13 protein-coding genes are annotated in these 13034 nt (G+C 36.0%); 7 read left to right on the forward strand and 6 right to left on the reverse strand.

Annotated elements, in window-relative coordinates; translation table 11 throughout:
- Nucleotide 1: 1 nt before the first annotated feature.
- On the reverse strand, nt 2-1003 hold the full coding sequence (locus tag QWY88_RS09665; RefSeq protein WP_304546182.1) for a divergent polysaccharide deacetylase family protein: 1002 nt from the start codon (nt 1001-1003) through the stop codon (nt 2-4).
- Nucleotides 1004-1240: 237 nt separating this feature from the next.
- Here QWY88_RS09665 and rpsF point away from each other — a divergent pair, with 237 nt between their 5' ends.
- The 4 genes from rpsF to QWY88_RS09685 all read left to right on the forward strand — a co-directional run bounded on the left by rpsF (nt 1241) and on the right by QWY88_RS09685 (nt 4335).
- Nucleotides 1241-1624 (forward strand): 30S ribosomal protein S6, encoded by a 384-nt coding sequence (gene rpsF, locus QWY88_RS09670; protein WP_304546183.1) that lies wholly within the window; start codon nt 1241-1243, stop codon nt 1622-1624.
- Nucleotides 1625-1638: 14 nt separating this feature from the next.
- Complete coding sequence (locus QWY88_RS09675) at nt 1639-2241, forward strand: single-stranded DNA-binding protein (protein ID WP_304546184.1); 603 nt, start codon at nt 1639-1641, stop codon at nt 2239-2241.
- A gap of 27 nt (nt 2242-2268) precedes the next feature.
- Nucleotides 2269-2532 (forward strand): 30S ribosomal protein S18, encoded by a 264-nt coding sequence (gene rpsR / locus QWY88_RS09680; RefSeq protein WP_193113175.1) that lies wholly within the window; start codon nt 2269-2271, stop codon nt 2530-2532.
- A gap of 93 nt (nt 2533-2625) precedes the next feature.
- Nucleotides 2626-4335 carry an OmpA family protein gene (locus QWY88_RS09685; RefSeq protein ID WP_304546185.1) on the forward strand — a complete coding sequence of 570 codons (1710 nt, stop codon included), beginning with the start codon at nt 2626-2628 and terminating at the stop codon, nt 4333-4335.
- Between the two features lie 25 nt (nt 4336-4360).
- On the opposite strand, the gene QWY88_RS09690 is transcribed toward QWY88_RS09685, so the two are convergent.
- The 3 genes from QWY88_RS09690 to serB all read right to left on the reverse strand — a co-directional run bounded on the left by QWY88_RS09690 (nt 4361) and on the right by serB (nt 5753).
- Nucleotides 4361-4702: a cytochrome C gene (locus tag QWY88_RS09690; RefSeq protein ID WP_304546186.1), complete on the reverse strand. Its 342-nt coding sequence runs from the start codon at nt 4700-4702 to the stop codon at nt 4361-4363.
- Between the two features lie 71 nt (nt 4703-4773).
- Nucleotides 4774-5097 carry a hypothetical protein gene (locus QWY88_RS09695; protein ID WP_304546187.1) on the reverse strand — a complete coding sequence of 108 codons (324 nt, stop codon included), beginning with the start codon at nt 5095-5097 and terminating at the stop codon, nt 4774-4776.
- Entirely contained in the window at nt 5097-5753 is a 657-nt protein-coding gene (gene serB / locus QWY88_RS09700; RefSeq protein ID WP_304546218.1) for a phosphoserine phosphatase SerB, read from the reverse strand. The genes QWY88_RS09695 and serB overlap by 1 nt, the downstream gene beginning before the upstream one ends.
- 21 nt (nt 5754-5774) lie before the next feature.
- Here serB and QWY88_RS09705 point away from each other — a divergent pair, with 21 nt between their 5' ends.
- The 3 genes from QWY88_RS09705 to QWY88_RS09715 all read left to right on the forward strand — a co-directional run bounded on the left by QWY88_RS09705 (nt 5775) and on the right by QWY88_RS09715 (nt 10461).
- Nucleotides 5775-6686, forward strand: a complete 912-nt coding sequence (locus QWY88_RS09705) for a methylenetetrahydrofolate reductase (RefSeq protein ID WP_304546188.1) — start codon at nt 5775-5777, stop codon at nt 6684-6686.
- Nucleotides 6687-6698: 12 nt separating this feature from the next.
- Nucleotides 6699-7949 carry a serine--tRNA ligase gene (gene serS, locus QWY88_RS09710; protein ID WP_304546189.1) on the forward strand — a complete coding sequence of 417 codons (1251 nt, stop codon included), beginning with the start codon at nt 6699-6701 and terminating at the stop codon, nt 7947-7949.
- Nucleotides 7950-8124: 175 nt separating this feature from the next.
- Complete coding sequence (locus tag QWY88_RS09715) at nt 8125-10461, forward strand: tetratricopeptide repeat protein (RefSeq protein ID WP_304546190.1); 2337 nt, start codon at nt 8125-8127, stop codon at nt 10459-10461.
- Here the strand turns inward: QWY88_RS09715 and QWY88_RS09720 are convergent.
- Nucleotides 10449-11081 (reverse strand): phosphatidylserine decarboxylase, encoded by a 633-nt coding sequence (locus tag QWY88_RS09720; RefSeq protein ID WP_304546191.1) that lies wholly within the window; start codon nt 11079-11081, stop codon nt 10449-10451. The genes QWY88_RS09715 and QWY88_RS09720 overlap by 13 nt on opposite strands.
- A complete protein-coding gene (gene ftsH, locus QWY88_RS09725) occupies nt 11071-13032 on the reverse strand; it encodes an ATP-dependent zinc metalloprotease FtsH (protein WP_304546192.1) in 1962 nt (653 codons plus the stop codon). The genes QWY88_RS09720 and ftsH overlap by 11 nt, the downstream gene beginning before the upstream one ends.
- Nucleotides 13033-13034 lie beyond the last annotated feature (2 nt).

Genomic DNA, 13034 nt, shown 5'->3' on the forward strand with positions numbered 1-13034 from the left:
ACTAGTACATGGTACCTATTTTTACAAGCTGTACACTTTTAAGGAGTGCTTTTGACTCGGCTAAAGCTTGTAAAGTATTTTTATGCGGATGGCCGATCGCTATAGCTTTTCCATGTGTTTTTGCAAACTCTACAGCTTTTTTGATCTGCTCTTTTACATACTCTTTTTCCATATGATGATCTAGAAAAACATCACGGGCAACATATTTTACACCGTAATTTTTTGAGACTTTCGGTGCTTGTGTTTGTGCAGTTGTTCTACTGTCTACAAAATGTAATCCTAACTTTTGAAATGCAAAGTAGAGTCTGTTCATAGCCACTTCATTTGAGGTAAACTTGCTACCTGTATGGTTATTGATATACTCCACTTTTGGGAAAAGTTGTTTTATATCTTCTACTCTTTTAAAGATCTCTTGTTGCGAATCATGCACACGTAAAGTATATGGTTCTTCTTTGGAAAAATGTTGTGCCTCCATCGGTAAGTGAACCATATAGCCGCTCTCTTTTGCAGCCAACTTTGCAGAGTTAGGACGTGCAGGACTAGGTGGCAAGAAAGACATAGTCAATGGTATTTGCAAAGATTTTATAGCGCGAACCTGCGAAGCTGTACTTACGTCATCAATAATAATTGTCAACTCCGGTTTATGAGTAGTGACAACTCTTTTTTCAACTACCTTCTTTGGAGGATTAACAAGTGTAGTGTCTTCAATTTCATGTGAAGCCGATGTATATGATTTAGACTCTTTTTTCAAGACTTCTTGTAATCTTTTTGTCACATCCTGTTTTTCAATTTTAGCCGTTTTTTCAAGTTTTTTCAGTAACTCTTTTTGCTTTTGCTGCTCTTTTTTTACAAGAGTGCTAATCTGCTCTTTTCCTTCGTTAAACCCAAAATAGTACCCAGCTACCAATGAACTCAGCATCAATGCTACAATAGCTAAAAACCAAGCCGTATAAGTAAGTATTTTTGAACTTGACGATGTTTTCTTTTTTCTTTTTCTTGCCATATTTTTAAAACTTTATCTATCTTATTTTTGAAACTATATCCTAAAAAAATTAAATCACTAAAATCTATGGCAATTTGTCATAAAATTAGTACAAATACTATGTGGTTTATTTAAGCATAACTTATGTATAATTCCGAGTTCCTTTCTCTTTGTAATGTCAAATAATGACACTATATTCAGATCCGAAAGGGAAACAAAAGCCTAGAAACAGGCAATACCAAGAGGAGATCATACGATATGAGAAAATACGAAAACCTAGTAATCGTAAAACCTACATTAACTGCTGAAGAGATTCAAGCTAGCATTGCTGCTATCGAAGAAGTAATCACTTCTAACGGTGGTGAAATCGCTGCTACAGATGCAATGGGAATGAGAAAACTTGCTTACCCAATCGCTAAAAACGAACGTGGTTATTACCATGTTATCTACTATTCAGTAGCACCATCTTCAATTACTGAAATTGAAAGACGTTTCCGTATTAACGAGGAAATTCTTCGTTTCGTAACTATCAAATACGAAAAAAACAGTGAAGTAAAAGCATGGGATGCATTAGTTGAAAAAGCTAAAAAAGCTCCAGTTGCTAAAGAAGAAGCACCAGCTACAGAAGAAGCTGCTGAATAATTTAAGGAAAACTAATGTTCAATAAAATAATCTTGGTTGGGAACTTAACTCGCGATATCGAACTTAGATACTCTCAAGGTGGTAGTTCAATTGCAAAATCTGCAATCGCTACAACTCGTAAATTCACAAGTAACGGTGAAAGAAAAGAGGAAGTATGTTTCGTAGATATCACTTTCTTCGGAAGAAGCGGAGAGATCGCAAACCAATACCTTCGTAAAGGGAGTAAAATCCTAGTAGAGGGAAGATTGAATTTTGAACAATGGGTTGACCAAAATGGACAAAAAAGATCTAAACACTCTGTTATAGTTGAGTCTATGCAAATGCTTGATGCTAAAGGTACAAACCCATCAATGGGTGCACCTGGAATGTCTCAAGATATGCCACAGGGTAATTTTGGTGGTAATGATTACAATGCTCCTATGCAGGGGCAAGCGCAATCATACCAAGCACCACAAATGCAACAACAGCCAAGTTATGAGCAACAACCTACTCAAAACTACGGTCAACAAAATCAAGGCTACTCTCAGCAACAAGTTGCGGCTCAACAAAGTAGAGAGATGCCTAGTAGCAACTCTATACCTGAAATAGATATAGATGAAGATGAAATTCCATTTTAGAAAAAACTAGATATAAAAGGTAATAACATGTCAGAAAAAAGAAAATACAAAAAAAGATATTGTAAATATTGTGAAGCAAAAGTTGACTTCATCGATTATAAAGATGTAGCAAACTTACGTTTTTCTCTTTCAGAGAGATATAAAATCATGCCACGTCGTTTAACAGGTAACTGTAAACGTCACCAAGACATGATCTCAACTGTGATCAAACGTGCTCGTGCAGCTGCATTAGTACCATACACTGTAACTCGTAAAGCAGTTGTAACTAATCCATTTGAAAATTTAAAATAGTCAAATGACGAAAGACCTCTTTTTGAGGTCTTTTACTCCTAAAACCTATAATTAGGAATATTTTTTGCTTTTACTTTTTTAAAAAGTGAGCATATGAAACATTTCCTTTTACCCTTTCTACTTTTTATCTCCCTATTTGCACAACAAAAAGAATTCTCTATTATTATTCATAAACCGTTTGATGCAGCACTCTTAGATATTACTCAAAACTACGATAGAACAATCTCGGCTATCGGTTTTTCAAATCAAAACATACAAACAACACACCACTCTAAAACATACTCCGACCCATTTGAATATCTTGCCAGTGTTTCAGGACAGTACGGGATGCAGATGCATCTGGTCCAAGTAGATGACCAAGCTAACATTGTTCTTTCAAAAGTCGCAAAATTATCTCGTTTCAATAAAGCCGTGGCACTTGTTAAAACACCTGATGATGGGTACTTTGTAGGTGGTTACACTTTAGACGGAGAGCTCATAGTTGTTAAACTTGATGCAAAAGCAAATGTAGTTTTTACAAAGATATTCGGTACTAAAAACTACGATCGTATGAATAAGCTGGTACTTTTAAGTGACGGCGGAGTATTGGCAGTGGGTTCATCTTTTACAACAAGAGATACAAGTGACAATATGTTTGAAACAGGTCTTGGAGTGAGTGATATATTTCTTACAAGATTTTCAAAAAACGGCCATATGCAATGGAGTAAAAAGTTTGGGACAAAAGATGATGACAAGGGTATAGATGCTGTAGAAGCCGCTGACGGCAGTTTTGTAGTTATCAGTACTACCTCTTACAACCAACACACAGATGCTACATTGATGAGGGTTACAGAAAACGGAAATAAACTTTGGCTCAAACAATACAAATCAGAAAACTTGCTCACTCCAAAAAGGATACTCAAACTTCGTGACAACAACTTTCTTGTCTCTTTGGTAGAATACAATGCTCTCCAACAAGAGCATATCCGTCTTATTAAATTTGACCTCTATAAAAATGTTTTACTCGATAAAAAAATATTTACTACATATCCAAGTGGTCTTAATGATATAAAAGAGTTCTCAGACGGAACTATAATGGGTGTAGGATATGTCAAGGATGCATTCAATACCGATGCTTTGGCTATGTTGCTCGACTCAAACCTAGCAATGCTTAGACAAGAGCATTACGGTGAAGACAATTATGATCTCTTTACCTCATTGGTAATTTTAAACAATTCTGAAATTGCGGCAGCAGGCATCCATACAGATAACGATTCACAAGAAACAAATATGTGGATCATGAAGCTAAACAGAGATACTACGATTACAAAAGTTCAACTCAATTCCAAATCTCTATATGATAAACTTTGTGAACTTTTTGCACAAGAGATTCACAATAAACAGATAAAAATAACACAAGACCTAGATATAGAACTACTTGATAGCAGTTTGTTTTTTCAAGTGGGTGTATACAAGCTGACAGATAAACAAAAGCAGTTTATCAAAAGTTTTGGAAAAAAGCTTATCCCTTTTCTGATCAAACATCAAGAGTCTGTAGCACAATTACAAATCAATGGGCATACGTCAAGTGAATGGGCAAAAGAGGAGTACACTAGCAGATACCTTAAGAATGAAAAGCTTTCAATGCAACGTGCCTATTCTGTTTTTTCGACACTATTTCGTACACAAGATACAACTACACAAAAATGGTTAAGTAAGATTATTGTCGGGAGTGGTTTTAGTTCTTCAAAAAAAGAGGTTTTTAATTATATTGAAAATAAAAGATTATCGAGAAGGGTAAGTTTTAAAATAATTACTCAGTAGATTTTAGACTCAAAAGAGTCTAAAATTAACCACATGCCGGCATTTCACCGTCATTAGCATATTTCCAACAAAAATCATAAAGATCTTCTATGTCTTTGTCTCTCAGTTTATTAATTTTTTTCTCACCGCTTGGACACATACCGATCCATTCTTCTTTCAGCTTACCAGCTTCATGAATAGCTTCCCATTCTTTTCTATTTTTCTTTTTAGATAAATCTGCACCCGTTTTGAGTCCATCTTTTTTACAAGAACTTTTAAGTTTCTTTAAATAAACTCTTTGCCCTTTTGAAGCATCTGCCATAGCACTTGTAGCAAATACAGAACCGGCTACTAACGCCGATAACACTAAAGAAGTAGTTTTTGTCATAACATTTCCCTTTAAATATAAAACTGCATTATATTACAATCATCTACTTAAAGAGTAGATTAATTCAAAAACTATTCACCGAACTCGTCAAAGTTGCTTTGGCGAAATGCAAGTCTAGTTTTATCTTGCTTGAGTTTTTTATAGAGTTTGAATTTTGCTTTTTCCAGATCGTCATCTGTATATTCAAACTCCGCTTTGATGTTTTCATCATTGATACTAGCAGTATCCATAGCAAAAAGTTTCAACTCTTTTTTTGTCAGTTTTGATTTCAACACTGCATAAAGTGCTTTATCGTCTTCAATCAAATCGATAAGATCTAATTTTGTAAATTCTGCCAACTTTTCTCTAAAATTATTTTCGTCGTGGTATTGTCTCCACACTGTTTTTTCTAACACTATATATGCTCCAAAATTTTTGTTAAGTCTTTCTCATCTACGATGATATTGGCTTCTTTTTTTAAGATTTCTCTACCACAAAATGCTACACGTGTTCCGGCATGAGCAAACATACTCAAATCGTTTGCACCGTCACCGCACACTAAAGTTTCCTCTTCACTTACACCTAAGATGTTTTGCAGACGTACAAGCATATCACCTTTTGAGAAGTTGAACATCATATCTCCACCTACTAAACCTGTAAGCTTGCCGTCTTTTACATGAAGGGCATTTGAGAAGTCTGCGTCGTATCCTAAAATATCTTTGGCATAACTAGTTGCCGTTCTAAAGCCACCTGAGAAACATACAACCGTCATCCCTCTTTTTTTCAGCTCAGCGATTGTCTCGATTGCTCCCGGCATATAAGGCAAGTTGTGTGCAATCTTTTCAACAACTGAAAAGTCAAGCCCTTTTAAAAGCCCTACCCTCTGTTGAAGTGATTCAAAGAAGTCGAGTCTTCCGCTCATTGCTTCTTCTGTAATTTGCGCTACTTGTTCCCCTATCCCTAATTCATCGGCAAAAAAATCGATCGTTTCACCGTCCATTAGAGTAGAATCAAAGTCAAATACTGCAAGTTTTAGCATAAATTTCCTCTGTTTATTATATAATTTCGAAATTATAGCGAAATAGGACTTTTTTTGTTTGAAAAACTGACAGATAAACTAAAAAACGGCAGATATTTAACTTTAGAGACAACTCCAGGACACAATGCCCAGTTTTCTCCGACGATAGATAAAATTCAAGATCTTGGTTTAGATAAACTCGTAGATGGATTCTCTACAACAGACAACCCTCTTGCAAAGCTTAAATTTAACGCTCTTTTTGGTGCAAAACTGCTTCAAGATAGATTTAATAAGCCTGTAATAGCAACAATGAGTATGCGTGATCGCAATAAGATAGCATTGCAATCCGATCTTTTAGGTGCTAACGAGTTTGACATAAGGGCAATTCTCGCTCTGACTGGAGATCCTGCGACTATCTCCGATCAGCCAAATACAAAAGGTGTTTTTGAAGGTGACAGCACTTTACTCCTAGATATAATCAGTGCATTTAACTCGGGGATGGATTATGCGGGTAAACCTTTCAATATAGGGCCTCAACCGATCTATCCGTTTGCAGTTGTAAACTCTTATGCAAAAAATCCTAAAACGCTACAAAAAAAGATGCAAAAGAAGATCAAACACGGTGCAATCGGAATTATCACGCAACCGGTGTATGATATTGAAAATGCAAAACAACTTTTAGAGTTAAAAGAGAATGCCAATAAAGAGTGTTGTTCTGAGAATAAAAGTGCTGAGCTAATCATGGGAGTTTTTCCAATTACGAAACTTCGTACTGCACAGTTTCTCTCAGCACATGTTCCGGGTATTAACGTACCTGACTGTTGGCTTGAAAAATTGCGTAAAGCAAGTAAAGGCGGTTTAGAAGAGGAGTACAAAGTCGGTTTTGAACTCAGTAAAAAACTCTTTGATGACTTACAAGAACTCCATCCAAAAGTACACTTAATGACTGCAAACCAGTTTCAAATAGCAAAAGATATATTAGTATAGATAAGGGAAGATATGATTGATTTAAAATTATTACAAAAAGATTTTGACGAAGTAAAAAGAAAACTACTAAGAAAAGGTGTTGAAGAGTCTACACTTGAAACTTTAAGAGTAAAAAACGAAGAATTAAAAGAAGCAAAGAAAAACTTTGAAGCGCTTCAAGCTGCACAAAATGCTATGAGTAAAGAGTTTGGTGTATATAAACGTGAGGGAAAAGATATCTCTGAACTAAAAGCTCGTGTTGATGAAAATAAAGTAAAAGTTGCAGAGGCTATTGAAGTGCAGCGTGTAAAACAAGAGGAACTTGAATCTATCGCAATGGCTATCCCTAATATGCCGGATGATAACGTTCCAGATGGTGCTGATGAAGAGGATAATATTGAGCTAAAAAAAGTACTTACTCCTCGTGAGTTTACTTTTACGCCAAAAGAGCACTGGGAACTTGCAGAACAAAACGGCTGGATCGATTTTGAACGTGGTGTAAAACTGGCAACTAGCCGTTTTAGTGTGCAGTTTGGTATGGGTGCAAGACTCGAGCGTGCACTTATAAACTTTATGCTTGACTTTAACCGTGGACGCGGATTTGATGAAGTAAGTGTACCTGCACTTGTTAACAGAGAAGCGTTAGAGGGAACTGGACAGCTTCCTAAATTTGAAGATGATCTTTACAAGGTACAAGACCCAGAGCTTTTCCTTATTCCAACTGCTGAAGTACCGGTTACTAACCTTTACCAAGATGAGATCTTAACAGAGCAAGAGCTTCCTAAAAAGATGACGGCTTATACATCTTGTTTTAGAAAAGAAGCAGGAGCAGCAGGACGTGATACTCGCGGTATGATTCGTCAACACCAGTTCCATAAAGTTGAACTTGTTGCGATCACACACCCTGACGAGAGTGAAAAAGTTTTCGATGAGATGGTAGCGTGTGCATCTGACCTTTTAACTGCACTAGAATTACCTCACCGTTTAGTAAACCTGTGTACGGGTGATCTTGGTTTCGGTGCTGCTCATACTACGGACATCGAAGTTTGGTTACCGGGACAAAATACTTACCGTGAAATCTCTTCTATCTCAAACACAAGAGAGTTCCAAGCACGTCGTGCAAAAATCCGTTTTAAAAACGGCAAGAAAAATGATATGGTGCATACACTTAACGGTTCATCTTTAGCAGTTGGGCGTACACTTGTAGCTATTATGGAAAACTTCCAACAAGAAGACGGGACTATTACAATCCCTCAAGCTTTACACCCTTATTTAGGGATGTAAAGCGTCCTTATTACGTTCTTTGAGTTCAATCCCCTCTACTTACTTCTCCTTCTTTTTTAACCTTTACCTATATAAAACCTTATACTTTTTACTTTTTTCATTATATTACTAACGTATTTTCTATCTATGGTATTAAAATTGCTTGATGTGATATAATTTCAAAAACTAGGTACCTATGGCTAACGAACAAGAAGAAGAGATAATTATCATTGAAGACATTGATGCGGTCAAGGATGCGTCTGACAATGAAGCCAAAGAAGATGGAGAAGATGCTTCAAAACAGAAACTTATAATCTTTATCTCGATTGCAATTATTTTAATCACTTTAATTTTAGCTATTGTTATATTCTCAAGCTCTTCTGATGAAGAGTTAACAACACTCTCAAGCCAGAGCATTTTAGAGGAAAAACTTAAAACTCCACAAGAGATAAGAGTTGAACCTAGTAAACTAGAAAAAATGATTGCAAAAGCCAACTATCTCTATTCAAACGGTGACAAGCTTAAAGCACTTTCACTCTATCAAAAAATAGCACAATACTCACAAGCAATCTCTATGTATAACCTAGGGGTGGCACAACTTAAAGACAAACAATATAAACTAGCATTAGAGACTTTTCAAAAGGCGATAGAAAACGATGAAAAGAGATGTGTAAGTGCTATCAATGCAGCAGTTTGTTCTCTTTACCTCAAAGACAAAGAGAGTTTTACATACTATATCGATTTAGCCTATGCTTATCTCCCTTACGAAATTAACTCACCGCTTTATTCATACTATTATAGTTTAATCAATTACTATAAACGTGACTACCTTTCTGCATTAAATAGTTTAAACAATGCTACAACTAACACCTATCCAACGGTTCAGAGCAACCTTAAAGCAAAAATAAATGCACTTTATGAGAATAACTATGATGCTATCGATGCTCTAGAGATGAATACAGATGAGATTAATGATTTTTCTTTAGGGTTATTGTATTCAAGAGTCGGTGATGCCACTTTGGCTGTCAAACATTTTGAAGCATCCCTGCTAGCAGAGAAAGAGGTGCTTCGTTCAAGATTGGCAATGGCATTTACATTGCTCAAAGCCGGACAAGTTGAAAAAGCGAATATGGAGCTAAAAAAAGCTTCTAAGGATTTTCCAGAGGAGGTTATGAAACCTTATCCTGTAGTTGTGAAACTTAAGGACTCACTCTTTGATCCAAAAGAGGCACAAAAAATTTATAGAAATGTAACCCTTACTTCAAAAAGTATGGATTATCAAAAAATATTTTATTATTCACCATACAAAATGTTTAATGCCGATCAAACGATCAGCTATATAAGAAAAGGAAACGCCAATACTTTTATCGATAATATTAAGTCGGCTCAAGAATATCTCAAAAAAAGCTCCTCTTCATCAAATGTAAACAAAGGGATGACTCTTGCTATTAAAAAAGCATTAAACCTGCAACTTCGTGAGGCAAATGAGGATTTTCAAAAACTGGTGAGGATCCAACCAAAACACTCTATCCTCCAATATAATTTAGGATTAACGTATGCTCAGCTTGGGAATCTCAACAAAGCACATGAACACTTTTTACGATCATACTATCTTGATTCAAAAAACTTTTTAGCGGGTCTTTATGCCGTGTTTACTGCACAACTGACTAACAACAAATATCTAAAACTACGTTCTATCCTCTCAGACTCAATCCATATGGAAAATGACAGTGAGGAGAAAGAACTATATAAAGCACTTTTAACTATCTCTCAAAACAACTATCTATTGGCTGCTGACTGGCTTCAAGTAAGTGATAAAAAAAGACCTTTATATTTAGTACTGAATGCAATCATAGGTACACACACGAATAACTATGATATAGCTAATGCTGCAACCTCAGAGCTTGTTTCTTTACTGCCAAACGATATTCTTCCTCATATTATGTATATGGACACCCATTTCCATAAGTATGATGATGTAAAATATGCTAAAGAGATTATCAGTTATCTTAAAGATCAAAGTTTCGACTATAACGATCTTTATTACGGACCGTATATTACAAGATATCTTTATATCCAGATCAATCTGTTAACAGGTAGACTTTACTATCTTCGTCAGCAACTCAAAGAGAAATTAGCCACTTCAGACAGTTACACGCTTGAGATAGAGAACACTCTTGCACTTGCATCGCTTTTTGATAAACAGTTTGAAGAGTCATATAGTTTATATAACCATCTTATTGATGAAAGAAAAATAACTGATGCCTATACACTCTATCTTGGTGCTGTAGCATCTACAGCTGCAGGACATCATAGCAATGCTATAGCACTCTTAGAGCTTGCAAAAGTAAAGAATAGATCATTTTATGAAAGTAGATTTGCTCTTGCACTTCTGTATTTAGAAGCGAAAAACTATGAAGCTGCCGTTATCCAGCTCTCTGGAATCAATTCAAATAACTATAGATCAAGCTATTTTGACTTTGGGATAGATACTCAGAAATTGTTATTTGAAAAACAGCATCAAGAGAAGTAAGCTATTAAGCTCTCTGATGCTTTTACTCTTTCAGAAATATGTAGATTTAATCGAACATTGGAAGGAAGATAAATTGTTGTTACACAGTTTGTAGCAAAACCGTATCTCATAGATTTGATAACCTCTTGCTCTTCATGTAGATCACAAAAGATAGGAACTGGAGATTGTTTTAGTGTGTGAACTACTTTTACATTCTCTTCTTTCTCATTTACTATTTCAAGTGATAAAGACTCGTTAAGATCAGAAAAAAGTTTAGAAGTCTTCGCGGATTTTGTCCCTTTGATAAGTGCCAGATTTTCAACTTTTCCATTCAATGGTGCACGTAAAAGTCCTACATCGGTAAAACTAGATTCTATCTCAATTTTGTATCTATATTTACCGCTTTCTATCTCTTCAATAGTACTTACAACACCATCACATGGAGCTATAATACTACTTTTATCAAAGATTTGTAATTCTCTTTCCGGGTTTCTAAAAATATATCCAAAAAAGAGCGTTACAAAAAAAGCAAGTGTTGCTAAAAACTCAAAACCAAACATATAAAATATTATAAAAGCTAATGCAGAATAACCTACATAACTAAAAGAATATTTTGCAATGATTAAGAGATTATTGTTCATCTTTCTGCTCTTTGTCACTCATAGAAGCATCCTCTTTAAGTTCCTCTTCTATCCCTTCAACTTCTTCAACAAGTTTAGACTCTATTCCGGCTCTCTCTTCGAAATCTTTAATGATTTTACGAACATCCTCACCTGTGATGTTCTCTTCTTTATAGAGTAATGATACCATATCTTCGATTGCTTCGCGATACTCTTCTAAACGTGCTATAACAGCTTCATAACGCTCTTGTAAAGAGTTTTTGATAAATGTATCCATATCTTCGGCCATCTTATCACTATACTCACGAGTACTTCCACCTGTTGGTCCTAAGAACGATTGACGAGATTTTTCAAGAACCATAAGTCCTGCAATATCTGTCATACCGTACGTTTGCACCATAGACTTAATGATGTCAGTTGCACGTTCTAAATCGTTTCCGGCACCTGTAGATATCTCACCTAAGAACACTTGTTCAGCTGCACGTCCGCCAAGAAGAACATCTACTTCTGCCCATAACTCATGGCGTTGCATCATAAACTTATCCTCTTCAGGTTTGTTTAGAGTGTATCCAAGAGCTGCAAGTCCGCGAGGCACAATAGAAACTTTTGAAACTTTTTTTGCACCTTCAGTAGTCTCAGCTAAAAGTGCATGTCCACTTTCATGATATGCTACGATTTTTTTCTCTTTCGGATTAATACGACGTGATTTTTTAGCAAGTCCAGCTAATGCTCTCTCAACAGATTCAAAAAGGTCTTGTTGTTTTACTGTTTTTTGACTTTTACGCCCTGCTAATAGTGCTGCTTCGTTTACAACGTTTGCTAAATCAGCTCCTGCTAATCCGGCAGTTAAACGAGCAACCTCTTCAAGATCTACATCATCATCCATTTTTACATCTTTAACATGTACTTTTAAAATCTGAATACGTCCTGCAAAATCAGGTTTGTCAACAAGAACTTGTCTGTCAAAACGACCAGGACGAAGAAGTGCTTGGTCAAGGATCTCAGGTCTGTTAGTTGCCGCTAAAATAATTACAGGCGTATCAGTACCAAATCCATCCATCTCAGCAAGTAGTTGATTCAAAGTTTGTTCACGTTCGTCATTTCCGCCCATTACACCGCCGGCAGCACGACTTTTACCGATAGCATCGATCTCATCGATAAAGATAATAGAAGGTGCATCTTTTTTAGCTTGTTCAAACAGGTCACGTACACGTGCAGCACCCACACCCACAAACATCTCGATAAAACTAGAACCGCTTACAGAGAAGAAAGGTACTTCTGCTTCACCCGCTACCGCTTTTGCTAAAAGTGTCTTACCAGTACCGGGAGAACCAACTAATAGTACCCCTTTAGGGATCTTAGCACCAATCTCTACATAACGACCCGGGTATTTTAGAAAGTCAACGATCTCGTGAACTTCCTCTTTTGCTTCTTGAACACCGGCTACATCATCAAACTTCGTACTCGGCTTTTCAGAGTTCACCATCTTTTTGTTGGCACCCATACCAAGCATACCGCCACCCATAGATTTTTGCATTCTCGATGCAAAAAACATCCAGATACCGAGGATTAGTAAAAATGGGAACAACCATCCAAACATCTCTGTAAACCAGTTTGATTCACTAAAACCTGTATACTCTATCTTATTTTTATCTAGGAGTTCTACAAGACCGTTATCTTCAGGAATTACTCTTGTAGTATAAAGTGTAGCACCGTCAGTTGATTTTGCACGGATATAACTTTGTCCAATCTCAACATTGCTTAGTTCTTTATTTTCCACTAGAGCTTTTAATTCAGAATAACTAACCTGCTTTACTTTAGCTCCACCGCCTAGTGTTGAAGATGAACCGCCACCTTCACCTATCATCATTTTAAATATCAAAATCACCGCAACTGAAAAAATTGCAAACGTTATAAGGGGATTTTGATTAAAAAAGTTATTATTTTTATTATTATCTTGTTTATCTGCCATTA

It is taken from the genome of Sulfurimonas sp. hsl 1-7, from assembly GCF_030577135.1.
Classification (GTDB): Bacteria; Campylobacterota; Campylobacteria; order Campylobacterales; family Sulfurimonadaceae; genus Sulfurimonas; species Sulfurimonas microaerophilus.